The 21,755-nt window shown below is 60.8% G+C and carries 17 protein-coding genes; 8 read left to right on the top strand and 9 right to left on the bottom strand.

What is annotated here, in order from left to right:
- Window positions 1-504: 504 nt before the first annotated feature.
- The 5 genes from NATTI_RS0116820 to NATTI_RS0116800 all read right to left on the bottom strand — a co-directional run bounded on the left by NATTI_RS0116820 (window position 505) and on the right by NATTI_RS0116800 (window position 5,393).
- Window positions 505-972 carry a type II toxin-antitoxin system VapC family toxin gene (locus NATTI_RS0116820; RefSeq protein ID WP_027119194.1) on the bottom strand — a complete coding sequence of 156 codons (468 nt, stop codon included), beginning with the start codon at window positions 970-972 and terminating at the stop codon, window positions 505-507.
- Window positions 965-1,249, bottom strand: a complete 285-nt coding sequence (locus NATTI_RS25480; protein ID WP_081603669.1) for an AbrB/MazE/SpoVT family DNA-binding domain-containing protein — start codon at window positions 1,247-1,249, stop codon at window positions 965-967. The genes NATTI_RS0116820 and NATTI_RS25480 overlap by 8 nt, the downstream gene beginning before the upstream one ends.
- A gap of 283 nt (window positions 1,250-1,532) precedes the next feature.
- Window positions 1,533-3,116, bottom strand: coding sequence for a pentapeptide repeat-containing protein (locus NATTI_RS0116810; protein ID WP_241434331.1), 1,584 nt, complete (start codon window positions 3,114-3,116; stop codon window positions 1,533-1,535).
- A 146-nt stretch (window positions 3,117-3,262) separates the two neighbouring features.
- Window positions 3,263-4,123, bottom strand: coding sequence for an IS5 family transposase (locus tag NATTI_RS0116805; protein WP_027119193.1), 861 nt, complete (start codon window positions 4,121-4,123; stop codon window positions 3,263-3,265).
- A 943-nt stretch (window positions 4,124-5,066) separates the two neighbouring features.
- The gene (locus tag NATTI_RS0116800; protein ID WP_006090746.1) at window positions 5,067-5,393 is read right to left on the bottom strand and encodes a TRAM domain-containing protein; all 327 of its coding nucleotides are present in this window, start codon (window positions 5,391-5,393) and stop codon (window positions 5,067-5,069) included.
- A 191-nt stretch (window positions 5,394-5,584) separates the two neighbouring features.
- On the opposite strand from NATTI_RS0116800, the gene NATTI_RS0116795 reads away from it, so the two are divergent.
- The 4 genes from NATTI_RS0116795 (at window position 5,585) to ppc (ending at window position 10,900) form a co-directional block, all read left to right on the top strand.
- Entirely contained in the window at window positions 5,585-6,703 is a 1,119-nt protein-coding gene (locus NATTI_RS0116795; RefSeq protein WP_006090745.1) for an ABC transporter ATP-binding protein, read from the top strand.
- On the top strand, window positions 6,700-7,512 hold the full coding sequence (locus NATTI_RS0116790; protein WP_006090744.1) for an ABC transporter permease: 813 nt from the start codon (window positions 6,700-6,702) through the stop codon (window positions 7,510-7,512). Before NATTI_RS0116795 ends, NATTI_RS0116790 begins: the two co-directional genes overlap by 4 nt.
- A 69-nt stretch (window positions 7,513-7,581) precedes the next feature.
- Entirely contained in the window at window positions 7,582-7,827 is a 246-nt protein-coding gene (locus tag NATTI_RS0116785; RefSeq protein WP_006090743.1) for a DUF7861 family protein, read from the top strand.
- A 382-nt stretch (window positions 7,828-8,209) separates the two neighbouring features.
- Window positions 8,210-10,900: a phosphoenolpyruvate carboxylase gene (ppc, locus tag NATTI_RS0116780; RefSeq protein ID WP_006090742.1), complete on the top strand. Its 2,691-nt coding sequence runs from the start codon at window positions 8,210-8,212 to the stop codon at window positions 10,898-10,900.
- Window positions 10,901-10,924: 24 nt separating this feature from the next.
- Here ppc and NATTI_RS0116775 read toward each other — a convergent pair whose 3' ends face one another.
- Window positions 10,925-11,464 (bottom strand): DUF7097 family protein, encoded by a 540-nt coding sequence (locus tag NATTI_RS0116775; RefSeq protein WP_006090741.1) that lies wholly within the window; start codon window positions 11,462-11,464, stop codon window positions 10,925-10,927.
- A 174-nt stretch (window positions 11,465-11,638) separates the two neighbouring features.
- On the opposite strand from NATTI_RS0116775, the gene NATTI_RS0116770 reads away from it, so the two are divergent.
- The 3 genes from NATTI_RS0116770 (at window position 11,639) to NATTI_RS0116760 (ending at window position 17,395) form a co-directional block, all read left to right on the top strand.
- Window positions 11,639-14,158: a methyl-accepting chemotaxis protein gene (locus NATTI_RS0116770; RefSeq protein WP_006090740.1), complete on the top strand. Its 2,520-nt coding sequence runs from the start codon at window positions 11,639-11,641 to the stop codon at window positions 14,156-14,158.
- Window positions 14,159-14,357: 199 nt separating this feature from the next.
- Window positions 14,358-16,928 (top strand): methyl-accepting chemotaxis protein, encoded by a 2,571-nt coding sequence (locus NATTI_RS0116765; protein WP_006090739.1) that lies wholly within the window; start codon window positions 14,358-14,360, stop codon window positions 16,926-16,928.
- 74 nt (window positions 16,929-17,002) lie between these two features.
- Window positions 17,003-17,395 (top strand): DUF192 domain-containing protein, encoded by a 393-nt coding sequence (locus NATTI_RS0116760; RefSeq protein ID WP_006090738.1) that lies wholly within the window; start codon window positions 17,003-17,005, stop codon window positions 17,393-17,395.
- 13 nt (window positions 17,396-17,408) lie between these two features.
- On the opposite strand, the gene hpt is transcribed toward NATTI_RS0116760, so the two are convergent.
- Window positions 17,409-17,969, bottom strand: a complete 561-nt coding sequence (gene hpt / locus NATTI_RS0116755; RefSeq protein WP_006090737.1) for a hypoxanthine/guanine phosphoribosyltransferase — start codon at window positions 17,967-17,969, stop codon at window positions 17,409-17,411.
- A 244-nt stretch (window positions 17,970-18,213) separates the two neighbouring features.
- Between hpt and NATTI_RS0116750 the strand changes: the two genes are divergently transcribed.
- Window positions 18,214-19,740 carry a (R)-citramalate synthase gene (locus NATTI_RS0116750; RefSeq protein WP_006090736.1) on the top strand — a complete coding sequence of 509 codons (1,527 nt, stop codon included), beginning with the start codon at window positions 18,214-18,216 and terminating at the stop codon, window positions 19,738-19,740.
- Between the two features lie 47 nt (window positions 19,741-19,787).
- Here the strand turns inward: NATTI_RS0116750 and NATTI_RS0116745 are convergent, their stop codons facing one another.
- Both NATTI_RS0116745 and NATTI_RS0116740 read right to left on the bottom strand, forming a co-directional pair.
- Window positions 19,788-19,991, bottom strand: coding sequence for a hypothetical protein (locus NATTI_RS0116745; protein ID WP_006090735.1), 204 nt, complete (start codon window positions 19,989-19,991; stop codon window positions 19,788-19,790).
- A gap of 55 nt (window positions 19,992-20,046) precedes the next feature.
- Entirely contained in the window at window positions 20,047-21,705 is a 1,659-nt protein-coding gene (locus NATTI_RS0116740) for a 4Fe-4S ferredoxin N-terminal domain-containing protein (protein WP_006090734.1), read from the bottom strand.
- Window positions 21,706-21,755 lie beyond the last annotated feature (50 nt).

The following is a 21,755-nucleotide window of genomic DNA, read 5'->3' as shown; positions in this document are numbered from 1 at the left end:
TTGACGTCCTCAGCAAGGAGGGGGCGAGTGGTTAATGAGAGGTCCGCGATCACGACAACCGTAGCGGCGGCGAGGACGACCCAAAGTGCTGATTCCGATAGAAATCCGACTAGAACCGCGGTGGCAACGATCGCCGTGGTCCCGAGGATCAGTGTTGTGAGAAGCGAACGCGCGACACCCATGATTGACTACTTGGTACGGAGTAACTTTACGTCTTCCTACGACTGACGCATGAGTTTTCGCCTCGAATCACGAGAAATTGAGTCAGGACGCATTGATGCAGCACTAGACGCCCCGTTGCTCGGCTACGGTTTCCTTTTCCGAACGGACGATAAGGGATCTGCCTATACTGCCGACGAGAATCACGCGTTATCTCGACACACTGAACGGCTCTTTGATTCGTTTCACCACTAAATACCTGTTCTTTGTGGTCTTTTTGCTCCAACCGAGTTCAAATAACAGTAGCTGGGAATGCCGTTCCTTTATTCAGAGTGAGAAGGGGAATCAGTTTCCCAAAAACCGGTTCAGTTCGCTAAATTCGTCAGACGAGAGAATGACTTCGGTATCGAACTCGTCAAACCGTTCGAAGTCGTCGTCGATCGTCAACACAGTGTTCACTCCTTCGTCAATTGCTACCTGAGCATAGTACCCATCCCACCCATTAACATTTGCTTCACTCGACCGCGACAACCCACCTCGGACAACGTCGTCGGGTATCCCGTCATACCAGTGGATGCGTTTTGCGTCCATGAAATTTTGCAGCAACCGGGACGCATCTGTGTTTGACTGCCCGTAGTACGTCGTCAGAACAGTATGCGCGCCGAATAGCGCAGGATATGGCACAACGGCATCGATCTCTCCAGCAATGGCGTCTCGAACGTATGAAAGTGCTGCCTCACGAACCGGTGTCTCCGTGTGTGCGAGAGCAATTACCCCAACATCGAAAAGATACGGGCCGCTAGCGTCACTCATCGCTGTTTTTCTCTGCTCCTCTTCGAACAGCAGCCCGGTGCTTCTGGGCAATTGGATCAACTTCTTCGTCAACCGGAGTCGTCTCCCCTCGGTCAGAAGCCGTTTTCGCAACGAGATGGTCCATCCGTTCGATAATTTGTTCGGGATTATCTTCGGGTTCAACGACTGCCTTTCCACCCTCTTCGTGGATCTCTACTTCCGTCCCGGGCGTAATTCCGAGACGCTCTCGGACCTCCTGCGGGAGGACGATCCGTCCTTTTGAATCCACTTTCACCATATTCCCACTTCCAGTGGGAGCATTCATAACAGTTTTGCTCAGAGCACTGATGCCCACCCAGCACACAAAATTGAGCGCCTCATTGAGACGACAAGGGTTTATTCGGCTCTATTGAAACTCTTGCCTAGTGATAAGTTTCAACAGTCGTACTGAATAGACAGCGCGAATGTCGTACAGATTGGGAGCCGAACTTTGAGGGTAGTGACCGGTCAGTACAGGTGTGACTTTCAGAACAGACATACATATTACATCTATCATCAAAAGAGCACTGAGTTTAGCGCTTCTATTTCGCGGCTCGACGCCCAAGGACGAATACGAGTAGAGCGATTAAGATGGCTCCGAATGCAGTGTTGAGTGTCGCAATCGCTTGTCCCCACCCCAGCGGTTCGTAGTCACCCATCCCGAGGGTTGTGAAAGTGAGAGTGCTGAAGTACAGTGATTCTAGGAATAATGTTGGCTCTTCAGCTATTCGACTATACGTGATTGGCTCCTCACCGATCGGTCTCAGCCACTCGTTCAGCGGATAGACGAGCGCTACTGCAACGACAAATCCAACACTCCATGCAATAATTCGCCAAGGACTTTCGCCATAGAGGAGCGTCATTCGGGCTGTTTTCGCACGGGCGTATCGCATTCCTGCGATGGACCTTATCTCAAATGAGTTAAGTCTCGACTGGAGGTATGGTTGTGAATCGATTGTTTCTGTCTCGTCACTGTCTTGTTCCGGTCCGTTGAGTAGTGTCTTTCTATAGACATCTTTTTGGATGTCCTGACGGCGAACAAAACACTGTGACTGCAAGCGCGTCTGCGCCGCTCTGGTCGCTAGTTCTTCGAGGGCCTGATAGACGCTTTTAGCTTTATCTTCGTTCGTTTCGTCACTCTCACCAGAGTAGTTTGGGTCGTACACACAGCACGGTTTTGAGAAAATAGCAGCACACGTATGAGGAGACCGCACACCATCATTGACCGGTGGTCCCAGAAACTCCGTCTCTGCGTCAATTCGAGCGTCTCCGAGAAGGCTTCCGTGAAGTTTCGCACCTCGGAAGTCAACTCTAAAAAGAGTTGCACGGTTCAGTATTACCTCCTGAAGGTTTGCATTATGGAACGTCGCACTCTTCAGATTCACACCCGAAAGGTCAACCTCCGGTAGGTACGCACCCGAGAAGTCGGTTGCCCTGAGCTCTGCGCCAGAAAAGTCGGTATTTACGAGATACGCGTCCGAGAGGTCGGCTCTCGCAAGATTTGCGTCAGAGAGGTCGGCGTCCCGGGTGTCCACGTTGGAGAGATCGGCACCAATGACCCTCGCGTCGGAGAGATTAGCCCTCACGAGGTCTGCATCCGAGAGTTTGGCCTCAAAGAGGTTTGCGTCTGAGAGGTCGGTCTCAAACAGGTTTGCTCCCGCTAAGTCGGTCTTCTTGAGGTTTGCGCCCGACAGGTCGGCCTTTCTGAGATCCGCGCCTGATAGGTCAGCATCACTAAGATCCGCGCCTGATAGATTGGCCTCTCTAAGATCCGCGTCCGATAGGTCAGCGTCACGTAGCGTAACTTTCTCAAAATCAATTTTATTGCCCAACTCTACGGCAGATAACTTTACCCCGTCAAGGGTTTCAGACAGAACTTTATCGTAAGATGGGGATGGGGTTTTACCAGTTTTAATAAAATTCAGGTCACGGATTTCTGGCCGGGCTCTCGTTCCTTGCAACTCCTCAACTAATTTCGTGACTTTTTCTGTGTCAGAATGCCATACACAGTGGTCTTCTCCATATACGGTCTGTCGCCAGCAACAGTTCTGGTGATGCGGGCTGTCATCAATTTCGTGTTTTTCGGGCCACGTGTATCCGCAACGGTCTGGTGTCGGTCCACTCATATCCGCAGTCTCTCACTTATCACTTACAATTCTTTCTTCTGCTACATAGATACGTGTAGTGGACCTATTATTTATCCACTTTAAATCGAAATAAATTAGAGTGGTGTGCTTCACCCACCCTCTGGGCCTTGTTTGAACGCGTGATTTCACGGGTGTGAGTCCTCTATTGCGCGTTCGATGTTGCGGACGGCGGATTTCATGACAAGTTCACGTAATTGGCCGAACCAGGTTCTCGACCAGAGCGTATCGCCGTATCTGCGCCGGAGCCCAAAAAACACTGATTCAGCGTTCGAACGCTGGTGATACGCCCGATCCTTGATGAGCAAATTTCTCGCCCATCCCCGCATTCCAGGATCTCGCTGCGGAATCAGCGGTGTGATACTTTCCGCACGCAATCTCGTGCGAAGTTCTTCCCAGTCGTAGCCCTTATCGGCAGCGACAGTCGCCAACTCGTCGAGATTCCGCACTAACACCTGCCAACCGACCTGTGTATCGTGCGGTTGTTTCATCGAACAGTGTATATCGAGAATCGCACTGGTTTCACAATCGATGAGCAGCGTCGTCTTCACCGCCTCGAACGTGTAGTCCGTCCGTTTTGCGTAGTGCTGGCTGGCCTGGACGCGATCGACACCGGTTGCGTCGATCGCCTGTACATCTCCAAGATCATACAGTTCGACGGACTGATCGAGGATCGCTCGCCACCGCTTCATTGGAATCGCTTGTTTTCGCGTACACACCGTCGAGAAGTGTGGAACCGTTTCAGGCGTCAATCCGAGTGATTCCGTAACTCTCGGCATCTCACGGAGGACGTCCATCAGCTTCCGGTACGGATGGCCGAGATACTCTTTCAATCCCTGAACGGCGAGAATCACCCAGTCAGCGTAGCCTTCTTCTCCCGGGCGGTAGGCCGGAGCTGGCGGGCCAACGACGGCTTTTTGGGCGAGCGACACAACCCTCTCTGTGAAGCGGGAGGTCTTCGTGTGCACAACGAACCCGTCCCGCTTCACTTCCTAGTAGATGTGGTATTTTCCCCGAGCTACTAGCACAGCGACAAGAGTTCGATCAGCTATACACTGCTAACGTTTGAGCGTCTATACAAGGCCCACCCTCTGTATTCAGCAGTCCAATCTTATCATCTACTGAGGGTTTCAACAGAGCCGTTTATTCGTAAACTCCTGCTGAAGACGCTCTTGAGAAGGAGTATCTGCGCTTGGTGCATATACATAGCACAGTACTATGGTACACTGACGAGGATCACTAGCGCGTACTCGGTTCATGGTACACAGATATGATACAGGTATTTGTAATCTGGAGTGTAGCGATAAACACCGATTCGATTCCAATCCCCTCAACATAGAGACAGATATATCCCGGGTTGCATTCTCAGCTGCCGGCTACAGCAAACCTATTATACTATCAATTGTGTGGCGGAATAATACCGGTTTGATGATTTCTGAATTCGCTAATAAAGAGAATGAGGCAATCTTTATTGGAATGAGCGTATCCCACGAATAGAAACGGGGGTAACATAAAGAATCCCGAATCCGCCGATCCTGGTTTGGTGCCTCTATTTGCCCACTTCAAGTACTCATCTGGGTATGCCCAATCGGGTCGAAAATCGTTAGGATAGACCCGGCGTCCCACTAAGGCAATTAACTGGGTTCCTTTTAAGTCTCCGGACCGTAGCATCGCTCACACGGCCGAAAATCATGGTCTCAGCGGACGGGTAATTGAGAGGGCAGGGAATTATCAGTTAGGCGAGATCTACCCTCTCACGGCAATGACTAGGGTTCGAATCCCTGACGGAGCATTTTTGCGAACGTAGTGAGCAAAAAGCGGACGCTCCGGGATTTGAATTAGAGAACCACGAGCAGTAGCGAACACTTCGCGTGTTCGAGTCCCCAATCGAGCACCCCTTTGAGACCGATACGCACAGCAACGCCGTCCCAGCTACGATCCCGTTTCGACGAGTTCCGCCTCACCGTACGTCTCGTCGACGGAGGTTACTCGAACCGTCGCTTCGATCGCCGCGATATCCGCCTCGAGAAAGAGGACGAATCCGCTCTCCGTTTTGCAGACGAGCGTCCCGTCGGCTTTCTCGTCGACGATGTCGACGTGAACGGTATCACCTGGTTCGGGTTTCCCACCCAGCGGTTCTCCACACCGCCAGCAGTCGGTGTCGTACTCTGGAGATCCTTCTGGTGCGTTGCTCGCCCCGCAACGAGGCGTATCACAGCTAATAAACGAGTCGTGCTGCCCAGGTTGATAGCGTCCCACAGTGCCCTCGACACGACTGGTTCGTAAAAACGTGGCGCTGGATCGACGGACGTGCTGCAGACCGCTTCGTTCCCGCAGCGGCGCGTAGGTCCGCAGCCCCGTTTTGTCGAGTGAGACGGTTGCAGCCTCGGATCAGTATCGAACTCCCGTTGGCCTCGCGTTTTTGTAGCTACCACACTTAAAACGGTACTGTGACCGCGCGAGACAACGACCGATCGACGAACGGGGAAGTCGCTGGCCCCCCACCCGGTGGGAGAGTTACCGTGGAATCCGCTGGGCGCTCGCCGACCGATGCTGCCCCCGTCACGAAGGGCGATGTCTCTGCCGGGACCGTGACTGCGAAAGCAGATGGTTGTGATGTCGCCGTTTCCGTGACCGGACTGCGCAAACGGTTCGGTGACGGAACAGCGGCAGTGACCGCCGTGGACGACGTTTCCTTCGAGATCGAAACCGGATCGATAGTGGGATTGCTCGGTCCGAACGGGGCCGGGAAGACGACGCTCATCAAGTCGATTCTCGGGATGGTTCTGCCGGACGCGGGGGCCGTTCGGATACGGGGTATCGACGTCTACGATCGGCCTCGAGAGGCGTACGCGTCCGTCGATGCGATGCTCGAGGGTGCGCGGAACGATTACTGGCGGCTGACCGTTCGAGAAAACCTTCGGTACTTCGCGACGATCAGCGGCGTCGATCCGGATTCGGTGAGCGACCGTCACGATCGGCTCCTGACGCAGTTGGGACTCGAGGCAAAAGCGGACGTTCCCGTCCGCGAGCTATCACGCGGAATGAAACAGAAAGTATCGTTGGCGAGCGTTCTCGCCGGGGGAGCGGCGGTCGTCTTTCTCGACGAACCGACGCTGGGACTGGACATCGAGAGCTCTCGAACCCTCCAGCGGGAGTTGCGACGGCTCGTCGAGGAAGAGGACCTCACCGTTATCCTCAGTAGTCACGACATGGACGTCGTCGAGACGGTCTGTGACCGGGTCCTCATCATGTCCGACGGAGCGGTCGTCGCCGACGACACCGTGGCGGCGCTGCTGGACGGGACAGATCGACACCGCGTGCAGATCGCGAGTCGGGATCTCGACGCGGCGATCGTGTCGCGACTCGAGGGCCGATTCGACGCGATTCACGTCGAGCCGCGCGACCGCGGCAACCTGATCGAAGTGACGACGGATAGCGACGGCCTCTACGAGTTGTTGGACACGCTCCGCGCCGCGGACGTGACGCTCGAGCGAGTCCGGACGATCGAACCCGACCTCGAGGACGTGTTTGTCGATTTGACGACAGTTGAACGGAGGGGACGATGAGTTCGCGACTGCACGAGGAGGAGCCGACGCCGCGGACGGCCGGCTACTATCACCTCGCACGGGCCGTGCTCTACCGCGAGTTTCTGATTTTCGTGCGCTATCCGGCGAACGCTATCGGTGGGATCGTCATCTCCCTGTTCTTTTTCGGGGTGCTCTTTTACGGCGGGCAGATGGTCGCCGGGCAGGCGCTCACCGACTCGATCGAAGGGATCATCGTCGGCTACTTCCTGTGGACGCTGTCGGTGGGGGCGTACTCCGCCATCTCGAACGATATTGCGAGCGAGGTGCAGTGGGGGACTCTCGAGCGCCACGTGATGACGCCGTTCGGGTTCGCGCCCGTCGCGCTGCTGAAAGGCGTCGCGAAGATCGTTCGGACGTTCATCACCTCGACGGTGATTCTGGTCGCGATGATCCTGATCACAGGGACGACGCTCGAACTGAACCTGTTCACGATCGTCGTTGTCGCGACGCTCAGCATCGTTTCAGTGCTCGGACTCGGTCTGGCTGCCGGCGGCGTCACCGTGCTCTACAAGCAGATCGGGAACTGGCTGAATCTCCTCCAGTTCGGATTCATCGTCCTGATTTCGGCACCCGCGTTCGAACTCGGGTGGATGCGGTTTCTCCCTCTCGCTCACGGGAGCGCGCTCCTCCAGCGGGCGATGATCGACGGCGTTCGTCTCTGGGAATTCTCGCCGGCCGAACTCGGGCTTCTGATCGCGGTCGCCGGCGGCTACGTAGTGTTGGGCTATGCGGTCTTTCAGTACGCGACCCGCAGAGCGAGACGGCTCGGCGTTCTCGGCGATTACTGACGGACAACGCGGGCAGACTCACTTCATTGGTACCGCAAATTAAACCGTTTGCCCGACTTCCGTCCGAACATGGGCCACGATCGAATTCACGCGCGAAAACCGACCCACAATCTCGATCGGTGGTCGGTCGGAACGATCGAACGCATCGATGAGCGTGACGGACACTGCGTCTTCGAACTGCGAACCGAGGACGGCGATTCGGTCGAACTCGTCGTCACGGCCGCTATCCAGGAGTTGGTACTGCGAAGACTGGATCTCGAGGCGGACGAGTCGCCGATCGGCGCTCGAGTTTGGTATCGAAAATACGGTGGCTGAAGCGGTCGACGCGGGGCTAGACCGATCCCTCGATATGTCACGGAGACGACCGGGTGTTCGCCCGCGAGGGATGCGCGCGCCAGTTCGATCCCGTCGGTTTCGTTCGAAAATTCATCATCATCGTTCCAAATAATTGAATGACGCTCTCGTCGCGGGCTACTGTCGGTTCCGAGAAAAGAACTCGATTCCGAGTTTCTAATTAGCAAGTGAAACGCTACTGACCGGTCGAAACCGAGATGTGAATACGTGACAGATTATCGAAGCCGCAATCGATCGATTGCTCTCCAACAGGTCACCGTCAGTAACTATCACGGAAAAGGATGAAATGGGAGGTAGCGACCCTCCACGGGGGTTTTTGAGGTAGAAGCCGTACGCTCTGGGTATGCGACTTCACAACAGGGAGATTCGACAGGACGTCCGAGAGCTCGGTGCGTTGCTCGGCGACGTTTTGGAGGACCAGACCTCCCGGCGGGCGTTCGAAACGGTCGAATCGTGTCGGCAGGCCGCGATCGATTACCGGTCGGGCGAACTCGAGTCACGCGACGCGCTCATCTCGGACCTCCGCGGACTGTCACCACACCACCAGCGAGTCGTCGCGCGGGGGTTTACGACCTACTTCGAACTGATCAATCTCGCCGAAGAGCGCGAGCGGGTGCGAACGATTCGAACGGAGTCCCACGAGGGGACCCTCGAGGACAGCCTCGAGACCGCGGCCGAAGAGCTGGGTAACAGCGACGTCGACACCGTCAGACAGGTTTTAGACGACGTGCTGATCGAGCCGACGTTTACGGCCCACCCGACGGAAGCCCGACGCAAGACGGTCAAATCGAAGCTCCGAACGATCTCGACGGAGCTCGAGACGCTCGACGAGCGGCTACTGACCGAGAAGGAAGAGGGCCAGATCTGGCGGGACATCGACGCCGAAGTGACGAGCCTCTGGCAGACGCCGCAGGTCCGTAATCGACAGCCCGAACCCGAAGACGAGGCGCGAAACGTCCAGTGGTATCTCGAGAACACGCTGTTCGATGTCGTCGGCGAAGTGTACGACGAACTGGCGGACGCGATCGACGATGAAGTCGAGGGGAATCTCGAGATTCCCAAACTGTTCGAGTTCCGGTCGTGGGCGGGCAGCGACCGGGACGGGAATCCCTACGTAACCCCCGAGGTGACCGCGAACACGCTGGAACGCCAGCGTTCGGTGATCCTCGAAAAGTACCGCGAACAGCTCAAGCGGCTGTCCGGCGTCCTCAGTCAGGACGGCAGTCGGATCGATCCCGGCTCCGAGTTCCTGGTCTCGCTCGAGGACGATCGCGAGCGACTGCCCGGTAGTGCCCGAACCGCCGAGGAACGCTATCCCGACGAGCCCTACCGACAGAAGCTCAAACTGATGCGCGAGCGACTCCAGCGCGTCGGCGACGTTCGTCCCGGCGGCTACGACGGGGTCGACGAGCTGCTCGACGATCTCGAGATTATCGCGGGGAGCCTGCGGAACAACGGTGCGGAGAGCGTTGCCGAGGCGCACGTGGATCCGATCCGGCGGCAGGTCGCCACCTTCGGCTTCTCGCTCGCCAGTCTGGACCTGCGCGAACACCAGCAGAACCACACCGATGCCATCGCGGAGGCCCTCGAGCGCGAGGGAATCGACTACCACGACATGGACGAGGAGGAACGGGCCGACCTGCTGACCGACGCGATTCTTCAGGATGAAGCCGTCGTCGATCTCTCCAAGACGGAGGATCTCTCGGACTCGTCGGCGAAGGTCCTCGACCTGTTCGCCAACCTCGGGGACTGGCAGACCGAGTACGGCGTCCACGCCATCGACACCTACGCCATCTCGATGACCGATGAACCAAGCCACGTCCTCGAGGTTCTGTTCCTCGCCGATCAGGCCGGCGTCGTCTCCCTGCCAGAACACTGCGGGCTCGACATCGTTCCGTTGCTCGAGACGGAGTACGCCCTCTCCGGCGCTCGCCGGATCATGGGGACGCTCTTCGAGAACGAAGCCTACGCGCAGGCCCTCGAGGCACGCGGGCGCACCCAGGAGATCATGCTGGGCTACTCGGACTCGAACAAGGAGAACGGCTTCCTCGCGGCCAACTGGTCGCTGTACAAGAACCAGCGCCGACTGGGGGAGATCTGTGACGACCACGACGTGACGATGCGACTGTTCCACGGCCGCGGGGGCTCGATTTCCCGCGGCGGCGGCCCAATGAACGAGGCGTTGCTGGCGCTGCCGAACAGCACGGTGACCGGACAGGTCAAGTTCACCGAGCAGGGCGAGGCGATCGCCGAAAAGTACGCTAACCCGCGCATCGCCGAGCGTAACATCGAACAGATGGTCAACGCACAGCTTCGGGCGCGGCTGTACGCCAAAGAGCAGCCCGAAGAGGAGGTCCACGACGAGTGGGTCGAGGCGATGGAGACCATGGCCGACGCCGCCCGTCGGGAGTACCGTGACCTCCTCGAGAGCGACGGCTTCGTCCGCTACTTCGAGCAGGCGACGCCCATCACGGTCATCGAAGACCTCGACCTGGGATCGCGTCCCGCCTCGCGTAGCGGCGAGCGAACCGTCGAGGACCTGCGGGCGATCCCGTGGGTGTTCTCGTGGACGCAGTCACGCTGTATCCTGCCGGGCTGGTACGCCCTCGCGACGGGTCTCGACGCCTACCTAGACGATGGCGGCACAATAGAGACTCTCCAGGAGATGTACGAGGAGTGGTCGTTCTTCCGAACAACGCTCGACAACGCCGCGCTCTCGCTGTCCCGGACCGAACTCGAGATCGCCGAACAGTACGCCGATCTGGCGGACGAGGACATCCGGGGTCGATTCTTCCCGCGAGTGACCGACGAGTACGAGCGAGCGACCGAATTAATCACCACCGTCGGTCAACGGGAGACCCTCCACACCCGCGACTGGCTCGGTGAGAATCTGGCGCGGCGAAACCCCTACGTCGACCCGCTGAACCTACTGCAGGTGTACCTGCTGGACCGAACTCACCGAACCGACATCGAAGAACGAACGCTTCGGCTGACGGTCAAGGGGATCGCAGCCGGGATGAAGAACACGGGATAACGAGCCGCAGGGTGGCGATTTTGCTCAGTTGGAGCCGTCTTCGTCCTCACCGTACCGTTCCGCGGCCGACTCGAAGCCCAGTTCGTCGTACTCGCGTCCGCGACGCTGTTCGAGCGCGGCGATTGCGTCCGGCTCCGGCGCGGCGTTGTCGGTAATCCGGGCCCACGAGTTGTGGACCTTCGCATGGCACCACCGGCAGAGGTAGACCGTGATCTCGTGGGTCAACTCCTCGCCGTCGCGGGCATACGAGAGGTGGTGTTCCTCGAGCAGCGGGCGTTCGTCGTCGTGGGCCATGCGCTTTTCCTCGAGTCCACAGCGGACACACTCTCGGTCGTGGTTTCGAGAGCGAAAGTGCGGGCAGTCGGCCCACGTCTCGTCGGTTTCGGGATCGACAACGGGGCAGGCGTAGTCGTCATCCGCGCGTTCGCGGGCGAACGCGGGGTCGTGCTCGTAGTGATCGAACGCGTAGCGACACTGCCCCTCGCCGGTGAGATAGTCACAGACGCCCGCGAACTCGTACGGATCGTCGACGCCGACGGACGTACCCCGGGGCGTTTTTTCCATGCGTCGAGTTCACGGTACGGACCGAACTGATGTGAATGCTCCGAGCGCAGTTCGACACAACTGTCAACGCCACGCCCTATTCGGCCGTAACATTTTTTACTGCGATACTGTAGGCTGGTGAGATACTAGCGCAAACAGGAAGGTTTTTTGAATAATGATAACTGTTCTATCTCAATGCTCGATTCATTACGGCGGATCGTCCCTTCGACGATTCGACGAAGTTACGCACTGAAGTTCGGTATCGCCCTGTTACTACTCGGCCTCTCCGTCGGCGCGATCGGGTTCGTCGCGACCGCCCAGATAACCGACAGCGTCGAAGAGAACGCGCTAGAAGATCAGCAGTCCCTCGCCGCTCAGGAGGCGAATACGATCGACAACTGGGACGAAGAAAACGAACGACGTACTGCCAGTACGTCCGATACACCCGTCATCGAATCGGGTGACGAAGAGGCGATCCAATCGTATCTCTACGACCTCCAACTCGAGTTATCGGGACAGGTCGAAGCGATCCACTACGTCGACCAGGAGAGCCACGAACTGTTGGCGACGACGACGCAAGATGCGGCGACGCTCGAGGATGTCGAGTTCCCCGAATCGCATCGGATCGACTCGGAGCTGTCGGCGTCGAGCGTCGAACGAACGGAGCCGTACGCCGTCGACGACACGCCGGTCGTCTCGCACTACATCAGCACTGGCGGCCAGGACGACACGGCGATCGTCGTGTCGTTCGAACTCGAGCACGTGATGACGGACCTCGGTGCGACGGTCGAAGGCGAACGATCGACGGTCGTCGTCGATCGCGAGGGGCAGATCATCCTCGACGACAGACTCACCGGAAGCGGCGCGGACGGATTACAGGACGGGTTCGTCGACTCCGGGTTCCAGACCGCCTACGCGGACGAGCACCCGCTTCTGAACGAGGCGTTGGCCTCTGAGAACGCGACCCATTCGGGATCGATGACGTTCGAGGAGGAACCGGTTAGTGCACTTCAGTCGTCGCCACACGACTTCAACCCGGACGGCTACGTTGCGGCGTACCACGGCACCGAAACGGGATGGGTCGTGCTTTCTCACACCTCGACTGACGAGGCCTACGGCTTCGTCAACTCGGTGAGCCAGTACGGGACGATAGCCACGATGGGTGGCGTCCTCCTGATCGGTCTCGTTGGCGCCGTGATCGGGCGCAGTACGGCGACATCGATCGACCGACTGACCGATAAGGTCAGACAGATGGAGGAGGGGGATCTCGACGTCGAGTTCGAAACCAAGCGGATCGACAATATCGGCCGATTGTATGACGGGTTCGCCTCGATGCGCGACGAACTGAAACTACAGATTACGGAGGCCGAGGACGCGAGGGCCGACGCCGAGCGCGAACGCGAACGCGTCGAACAGATAAACGAGGATCTCAAACAGGCGGCGACGACCTACTGCGGCGTGATGGAGGACGCTGCGGACGGCGACCTCACCGTTCGGATGGATCCGGACGCCTCGGACAACGAGACCATGGAGGAGATCGCCGTCGACTTCAACGAGATGCTTACCGAAATCGAAGCGACCGTCGATCACCTCAACCAGTTCGCGACCGAGGTCGCGACCGCCAGCGAACAGGTTACGGCCTCGAGCGAAGAGGTCAGATCCGCCAGCGAACAGGTCAGTGCGTCGGTACAAGAGATCTCCGACGGTGCGGACAAGCAGTACGAGTCGCTCCGTTCCGTCGACGCGGAGATGAACAACCTCTCGACGACGACCGAGGAGATCGCGGCCTCCTCGAACGAGGTCGCGGACGTCGCCGAGCGAACCGCTCGGACCGGCCGAGACGGTCGCAAGAAACTCGACGACGCCATCGAGGCCTGCGAGGAACTCGAGCGGGACCGCGACGCGGTCGTCGACGAGTTCGAGCAGCTTCGCGACGAGGTCGCGACGGTCGACGAGTTGATCGACCGGATTGCGGAGATCGCCGAGCAGACGAACATGCTCGCGCTCAACGCCAACATCGAGGCCTCCAGATCCGCCGCGGGTGACGACGGCGGGTTCGCCGCGGTCGCTGCCGAGGTCAAGGAGCTCTCCCAGGACGTCAAGACGGCTACCGACGAGATCAGCGCCCGACTCGGCGAGATCCAGGATCAGACTGAGCGGTCGGCCGAGGAGGTCGACCAGACCAGTGAGGAAATCGAAGCGGTCAACGAACTCGTGACGACCGCTGGCTCCGCACTCGAGGAGATCGCGGAGTACGCACAGAAGACGAACGACGGCGTGCAGTCGATCTCGGCGGCGACCGAGGAACAGGCGGCCTCTACCCAGGAGGTCGTCGCGATGGTCGACGAGGTGGCGACGATTTCCGAGGAGACGACCGCCGAAGCCGCGAACGTCGCCGCATCCGCCGAGGAGCAGACGTCAGCGCTGTCGGAGGTGTCCCAATCGGCGGACGACCTCTCCCAGCAGGCGGTGACGCTCTCGGAGGCGCTCGATCGGTTCGAAACCGACGCCGACGCGAGCGCGTCCGCCATCGAACTTGAGTCCCTCGAGACCGCCACCGGCGCCGCCGTCGTCGGTGACATCTCGGAACCGAACGAAAGCACCCCCGACGAGGATGCCGGTGAGGAGACGTTCTCGTTCGGCGAGGAGACGGTCGGGACGGACACGGACGCGTCCGAGGAGTCGGACGACGACTCCTTCACGTTCGACGAGTAGATCGACGGCAACGTCGCTTTTCTCACGCTTTTTACCACGCCGGTTGGTTGCGTTTTTGCCGCTTTCGAGCGACGGAAATCGGTGTATTCCTTCTCGAACTGTCGGCGAATAACAACGGTTCGGTGACAAAAATCCACGTCTTAGAAATAGTGATGTATTATTTCGTAAAGAATAATATCGGCGGGCGACGTCATCAGCTATGCGGGACAGAGTTTACGACCGGATTCCGGCGATCGTTCGGCGAAGCTACGCACTGAAGTTCGGCCTCATTCTGCTCGTCCTGGGTGTGTCGATCGGCACGCTCGGGATGGTCGCGACGGGGGCACTCACCGAGAGCGTCGAATCGACGGTGCTCGAGGATCAGCAGGATGCCGCGGTGCAGGAAGCACAGGCGGTGGACAACTGGGACGAACGAAACAGACAGCTCGTCGCAACGGCGACCGGGGCACCCGCCCTTCAGTCGGACGATGAGGAGGTTCGACAGGAGTACCTTCAAGACGTCTACCAGGACCTCCCGGACGAACGGGTGAACGCACTCTACGTCGATACGGCCACCGGCGAGGTGCTCGACGGCGTCGATACCGACGCCGAAACGCTCGAGGGGATCGCATTCCCCGAGACGGACGCCCTCGACGAGGCGTCTATCCACCAGACCCAGCGAACCGATCCGTACGCGATGCCGGACGAACACCGAGTCACGTTCGACGATCGGCCGGTGGTTTCCTACTACATCGGCGTCGGTGACGACGCCGACCGAGCGCTCGTCGTCACGTTCACCCTCGCGGATCGATCGACAGACCTGCTCTCGAGTACGGATTCGGATACCGTCGTGACCATCCTCGACGAGGAGGACCGAATCGTCGGCGACGACGCCTACCTCGGCTATCAGGAGGATCGAGACGCAGTGAGTTTCCTCGAGACGTACGACGACGCCGACGGCATCCTCGAGACGGCACGAGCGGACGCGCCGGGCGCAACGAAAGTCGACGGAGCTCCGAGCGAGACCCTCCACGACGAGCCGTACGGCTTCGCTCCCGACGGCTACGTCGTCGGCTACCATACGACGGCCGACGGCTGGCTCGTCCTCGTCCACACCGCGGAGTCCGACGCGCTGGGATTCGTCGAGACGGTCGATCAGTTCGGTACCGGAATCACGATTCTCGGCGTCGTGCTGATCGGCCTGTTCGGCGCCGTGATCGGGCGCAGTACGGCGGTGTCGATCGATCGGCTAACCGACAAGGTCGGCAAAATGGAAGACGGCGACCTCGACGTCGAGTTCGAGACCAGGCGGATCGACAACATCGGCCGACTCTACGACGGGTTCGGCTCGATGCGCGACGAGTTGAACCTGCAGATCACCGAAGCCGAGGATGCGAGGGCCGACGCCGAGCGCGAACGCGAACGCGTCCAGCGACTGAACGAGGACCTGGAACGGGCGGCGACGACCTACTGCGGCGTCATGGCGGAGGCCGCACGCGGGAATCTCACCGTTCGGATGGACCCGAACACCTCGGACAACGAGACCATGGAAGAGATCGCCGTCGACTTCAACGAGATGCTCGCCGAGATCGAGTCGACCATCGAGGACCTCAACCGGTTCGCGACCGAGGTCGCGACCGCCAGCGAACAGGTCACGGCCTCGAGCGAGGAGGTTCGCTCCGCCTCCCAACAGGTCAGCGAGTCGGTTCAGGAAATTTCGGACGGCGCGGACCAACAGTACGAGTCGCTTCGGTCGGTCGACGCGGAGATGAACGCGCTTTCGACGACGACCGAAGAGATCGCCGCCTCCTCGAACGAGGTCGCCGACGTCGCCGAACGAACGGCTCACACCGGCCGGGAGGGACACGACGCAGCGCGGGACGCCGTCGACGCCTGCGAACAGCTCGAGCACGAACGCGACGCCGTCGTCGACGAGTTCGACCAACTCCGCGCCGAAGTCGCGGAAGTCGACGAGTTGATCGACCGGATCGCCGAGATCGCCGAGCAGACGAACATGCTCGCGCTCAACGCCAACATCGAGGCCTCCAGATCCGCCGCGGGCGACGACGGCGGGTTCGCCGCTGTCGCGGCCGAGGTCAAGGAACTCTCCCAGAACGTCAAGACGGCCACCGAGGAGATCGATCACCGTCTCGAGGGAATCAAGTCCCAGACCGAGCGATCCGCCGAAGAGATCGATCGAACGAGCGACGAGATCGAGCGCGTGAACGACCTCGTCACGAACGCGGTGGGCGCGCTCGAGGAAATCTCGGAGTACGCCGAGGAGACGAACGACGGCGTGCAGTCGATCTCGGCGGCGACCGAAGAGCAGGCGGCCTCTACCCAGGAAGTCGTCGCGATGGTCGACGAGGTGGCGACGATCTCCGAGGAGACGACCGCCGAAGCCGAGAACGTCGCTGCCGCCGCCGAGGAGCAGACGTCGGCACTGACGGAAGTGTCGCGATCGGCCGACGATCTCTCCCAGCAGGCGGTGACGCTCTCGGAGGCGCTCGACCGGTTCGAAACCGACGCCGAGTCCGAGACGGCTCGAGAATCGGATATCGACCCCGCCGCTCTCGCGACGGTCGGGGACGACGGCGACGGACGACGCGGCATCGATTCTGGCGACGAAATCATCGGGACGAACGACGAAACGGATGCGGGAACGACGGCAACCGACGAGGAGACGGCCGATGGCGAAACTACGGAGTCCGACGGTGAGACCGCCGACGGCGAAACTACGGAATCCGAAGGTGAGACGGCCGACGACGAGACGTTCTCGTTCGGCGGTTGAGTGAGTCTCCGCGAATCGGTTCGCGTTCGGTGCCAGCGGGAAGGTTTTTGCTATTCGCCCCCGGAGCCGAGAGCGTGCAGCTGGTTCACCATTCGACCGTCGGACGCAACGTCGATTCGGAAGCGGACGCCGAGGCGGTGAGCCACGAGGAGGTGCTGGCCACGGACGTCGACCTCGCGGAGTCGCTCCTGAGTCAGACTCGAGGATTGATGTTTCGCCGATCCTTTCCGGACGGTTCCGCGCTCGCGTTCCGGTTCGAAACGGCCAAAACGCGCGACGTTCACATGCTGTTCGTCTTCTTCCCCATCGACGCCGTCTGGGTCGTCGATGGCGTCGTCCAGCGCGTTGAGCGACTGCGGCCGTGGCGGAGCTTCGCCCGCGAGAAGTGTGACCTGCTCGTCGAACTCCCCGCCGGGGCTGCGGACGACGTCGAGGCCGGCGACCGACTCGTTCTCGAAGGTCGGTGAATTCGCCCGGCGATCAGTCGACGATCTCGACCGCTCCGTCCCGAACGCGGATGTCGAGCAGGCTCGTCACGTCGCGCGAGACGTCCTCGTGGTCGGCATCGACCCGTCGGAGCACGGTTACGACTTCGACGATCTCGGCACCGACGGTCTCGAGTGCCCCACAGACGGCGTCGATCGTCCCGCCGGAGGAGAGCACGTCGTCGACGACGACCACGCGGTCACCCGCGTCGACGCCGTTCAAGAAGAGTTCGTCCTCGCCGTAGCTGGTCTCCTGGTGGACGGCGACCTCGTCGGGGAAGCCGTAGGAGCGCTTGCGGACGATGACGAGCGGCACGTCGGTCGCGAGCGAGAGCGCCGTCCCGTGGTGAATGCCCATCGCTTCCGGGGCTACGAGCGTGTCGACGGACTCGAGGTCGACCCGCTCGCGGATGCCGTCGGCGATCGCCCGCAGCACCGACGGCTCGACGGGCGGGACGCCGTCGGTAACGCCGTGGACGAAGTACTCGTAGCCGCCTCTGTCGACGACGGGGGCCTCGCGAAGCGATCGCGCGAGCGGCTCCAGGGTTGGATCCATACTCGAGGGGTGCTACAACGGGGAGGAGAATGGGTGTTCGGGTCCCGACAGCGAGTCGGTCGCGACCGACGGATCACGCAGATGGTACCGTGACCGGCGGAGTTAAGTCGCCGTGATTCAATAGAGCGAGATACAATGGCACGAGAACCCTTCTCAACGCCGGAGTCCGAGGATAGAGGAAGTCGGGGCAACCCGGCTGGGCGTGAAATTCAGCGATGAAAGCCATCACTCTTCACTCGTACCTGTGACTCACTCCGCCGAGCAGACGATCTCCCCGGACCGTACCGTCCGCCTTCTCGATACGACGCTTCGCGACGGCGAGCAAGCGCCAGGTGTCTCGCTCTCACCCGACGAGAAAGTCGAAATAGCCCGCGCGCTCGAACGCGCCGGCGTTTCGGTCATCGAGGCCGGCAGCGCCTGTACCGGGGCCGGCGAGCGCCAGGCCATCTCCCGCGTGACCGACCTCGCTCTCGACGCCCGCGTGACCAGTTTCTGTCGCGGGATCCGGACTGACATCGATCTCGCGCTCGACTGTGATGTCGACGGTATTCACCTCGTCGTTCCCTCGAGCGACCGTCACGTCGAGGGCAAGGTCGGCACCTCCCGCGAGGATAACCTCGCGAAGACCGCCGAGCTCGTCGAGTACGCTGCCGACCACGACCTCTGGGTCGAGGTCATCGGCGAGGACGGCTCCCGGGCCGATCTGGACTACCTCGAGGAACTCATGGGTACCTCGCTCGACGCCGGTGCCGATCGGGTCTGTTTCGCCGACACCGTCGGCCACACGGGTCCCGAGCGCACCGCCGAGGCGGTCTCCCGACTCGCCGAACTGGGGCCGGTCAGCGCCCACACCCACGACGACCTGGGACTGGGCGTTGCAAACGCGCTGTCGGCCGTCTCCGCCGGCGCGGATCTCGTTCACTGCACCGTCAACGGCCTTGGCGAGCGCGCCGGCAACGTCGCCTTAGAGGAGGTCGCGATCGCTCTTTCCCACGTTTACGACGTCGAGACGCTCGAACTCACGGAACTGTACGGCCTCGCACAGACGGTCTCCCGAGCGACGGGGATTCAACTGGCGCCGAACAAGGCCGTCATCGGCGAGAACGCCTTCACCCACGAGAGCGGAATTCACACCGACGGCACGCTCAAAGACGACAAGATGTACGAGCCCTACGCGCCCGAGACGGTCGGCCGAGAGCGACGGCTCGCACTCGGCAAACACACCGGTCGCGCGGGCGTCCAGGCGACGCTCGAGGAACACGGCGTCGAGGCCGACGACGACGCCGTCGCCGAAATCGCGACCCGCGTCACCGAACTCGGCGACCGCGGCCGCCGGGTGACGGACGCCGACCTGCTCGCCATCGCCGAGGACGTCACCGGCGACGACCGCGAGCGCGTGGTCGAACTGCTCGACCTCACCGCGACGAGCGGCGGGGCCGTCCCCACCGCGAGCATCCGACTCGCCGTCGGCGGCGAGGAGCGCGTCGCCAGCGGCACCGGCTCCGGTCCGGTCGACGCCGCCGTCTCCGCCGTTCGAGAGGCGCTCGGCTCGATGGCCGACGCGGAACTCGACTCCTACCACGTCGACGCCGTGACCGGCGGCACCGACGCCGTCGTTACCGTCGAGGTGACGATGGTCCGCAACGATCGGTCGGTCACCGTCGCTCGCAGCGAGGCCGATATCACGCGGGCGAGCGTGGAGGCGATGGTCGATGCGCTCGACCGACTCCTCGCAGCCGATCCGCAGCCGCTTACGCCGGCGGACGACTAACGAGCGATTCAGCGCGACCAACGTTTTGGGGTTGCGGTTCCAGCTGACTACTCCTGATCCGGCATCAGCCGCCCGTGGATGTTCCAGGGATCGAACAGGTAGACGACGGCGAGAAACAGCGCGACGATCACGACGAACAGCCGTGCGAACTCATCGACCGTCGACGGAATCCCTGGCTCGAGCGTGATCGCCATCAACGCCGCGACCCCGATCCAGAGACTGCCGACGATCACCCGCTGACGAACGTTCATACGTGGACGTTCGGGTCAGCCGTAATGAAGCCGGCGAGTCGTGCCGCTGGGTCGATCAGAGAGACGGGCCGTCGATGCCGACGGTCCCCTCGTCGAGGACATCTTTCCGGTCGTCCGTCTGACCGATGTCGTCGTAGGTCACCGGTCCCTCGACCTGCTCCGCGGTCGGACCGGGCTCGTTGCCGAGATAAACGACGTTCGGATCCGTGCCCATGTTCTCGAGCAATTTGAACTGCGAGTCGGGATCGCCGGCGAACGTGTCGAGCCGCTGCTGGGCGAGTTCCTCGCTTGCCCCCTCGAACTCCTCGTCCTCTTCTTCGTCGGGCTCTTCAGCGAGATCGAGTTCAATCAGCAGCTCCTCGTCCTCGAGGTCCAGTCCGTGCTCGGCTAACATTGCGAGCACCTCGAGAGCGTCTTGCTCCTGGTCGGCTAAACTGCTGCTCGTTTCTACCTCGGGCTGGTCTTCCGCGCCGAGGATCTGGATCGCCAGCAGGTTCCCGATCATCTCCTCGTCGAGATCCTCGACAGCCTCGGTGACGGCCTCGAGATCGTCGTCCTCGTCTTCGTCTACGTCCTCGAGCGCCGCCTCGAGGTCCTCCGGGTCCGGCAGGTCACCGGCGATGCGGACGAGGGTGCGGCTCTTGGCGGTGTTTTCGATATACCGCTGCGGGTCGCTGTTCGGATCGTTCATGTTGCCGAACTGGATCACCTCGGGTGGGCAGGCGTCCTCGCAGGCGGTCCTCCCGACCATCTCGTCACCCAAACTGCCGTCCTGTCGGGTCGGACAGAACGTACACTTCTCCATGACGCCGCGCGGGCCGCGAGCGCTGACCGGCCGGTCGCGTTCGTCGTAGACGTGGTCCTCGTCGAGTTCGTCCTCGCCGACATCCGGTTCACCCCACTGAAAGTAGTTGACGCCGTATGGGCAGGCTACCTGACAGTATCGGCAGCCGATACAGACGTCGTAGTCGGTCAGGACGAGCCCGTCCGAATCTCGGGTGTGACGAGCCGTCGTCGGACACACTTTTTCACAGGGTGCGTCGGTACAGTGCTGACAGGGCCGGATCAGATACTCGAAGTCCTCCGTCGACTCGAACTCGTCGGCGGGCGGCGAACTCACGGTGTCGTCCTCGTACGCGAGGACGTACATCCAGTTCGCCCCCTGATCCCAGTCGTGCTCTTCGGCACAGGCGACGACGCAGGAGAGACAGCCGTCGCAGTGCTCGAGATCCAGCGTCATCCCCCACTGAATACCCTCACCGTTCATATCGTCCGGCTCGTCTGCCTCCTGGTCCTCGTCCTGGACGAGTGCGGGTTCGTTGCCGCCGCTGTTGGCCGTTCCCCACGCGCCGAGTCCCACGGCACCGACACCCCCCATCTTCTTCATCACGCTGCGTCGGGAATCCTCGCCGACGCCGAACCGCGAGAGCGTCTCCTCGAACCGCCCCTCCTCTCTGGATTGCTCGATCTCCTCGGCCATCGGCCGACCGTCCTCGCCGAACTCCTCGACGACGTCGTCGTGATACCGGTCGTAGAATTCTTCCTCCGAAAGCTTCCCCTCGGTAACGCGCATGGCGTCTTTCGCCATCTCCATTCCCAGCTCCGCATCGTACTCGGTGTCCTCGAGCGCGTCCTCGAGACCGTCCTGCCACGATTCACCGAGCGGATGGAACGTCTCCTCGTCGTCGTGTTCCTCGCTGTCGTCGAAACTCATCGCGCCACCTCACCCCGACGAGCGACGCGGTAGATGCGATCCGTGTCCAT

The sequence above is a fragment of the Natronorubrum tibetense GA33 genome (assembly GCF_000383975.1).
Taxonomy (GTDB): domain Archaea; phylum Halobacteriota; class Halobacteria; order Halobacteriales; family Natrialbaceae; genus Natronorubrum; species Natronorubrum tibetense.
This window is presented reverse-complemented; position numbering and strand designations above follow the sequence as displayed.

Excerpts from the sequence above, each read along its gene's own strand:
- NATTI_RS0116820 (WP_027119194.1), bottom strand. The coding sequence starts at position 972 with ATGAGTGACGCTAGCGGCCCGTATCTTTTCGATGTTGGGGTAATTGCT.
- NATTI_RS25480 (WP_081603669.1), bottom strand. The coding sequence starts at position 1,249 with ATGGTGAAAGTGGATTCAAAAGGACGGATCGTCCTCCCGCAGGAGGTC.
- NATTI_RS0116810 (WP_241434331.1), bottom strand. The coding sequence starts at position 3,116 with ATGAGTGGACCGACACCAGACCGTTGCGGATACACGTGGCCCGAAAAA.
- NATTI_RS0116790 (WP_006090744.1), top strand. The coding sequence starts at position 6,700 with ATGAGTTCGCGACTGCACGAGGAGGAGCCGACGCCGCGGACGGCCGGC.
- NATTI_RS0116785 (WP_006090743.1), top strand. The coding sequence starts at position 7,582 with ATGGGCCACGATCGAATTCACGCGCGAAAACCGACCCACAATCTCGAT.
- ppc (WP_006090742.1), top strand. The coding sequence starts at position 8,210 with ATGCGACTTCACAACAGGGAGATTCGACAGGACGTCCGAGAGCTCGGT.
- NATTI_RS0116775 (WP_006090741.1), bottom strand. The coding sequence starts at position 11,464 with ATGGAAAAAACGCCCCGGGGTACGTCCGTCGGCGTCGACGATCCGTAC.
- NATTI_RS0116770 (WP_006090740.1), top strand. The coding sequence starts at position 11,639 with ATGCTCGATTCATTACGGCGGATCGTCCCTTCGACGATTCGACGAAGT.
- NATTI_RS0116765 (WP_006090739.1), top strand. The coding sequence starts at position 14,358 with ATGCGGGACAGAGTTTACGACCGGATTCCGGCGATCGTTCGGCGAAGC.
- hpt (WP_006090737.1), bottom strand. The coding sequence starts at position 17,969 with ATGGATCCAACCCTGGAGCCGCTCGCGCGATCGCTTCGCGAGGCCCCC.
- NATTI_RS0116745 (WP_006090735.1), bottom strand. The coding sequence starts at position 19,991 with ATGAACGTTCGTCAGCGGGTGATCGTCGGCAGTCTCTGGATCGGGGTC.
- NATTI_RS0116740 (WP_006090734.1), bottom strand. The coding sequence starts at position 21,705 with ATGAGTTTCGACGACAGCGAGGAACACGACGACGAGGAGACGTTCCAT.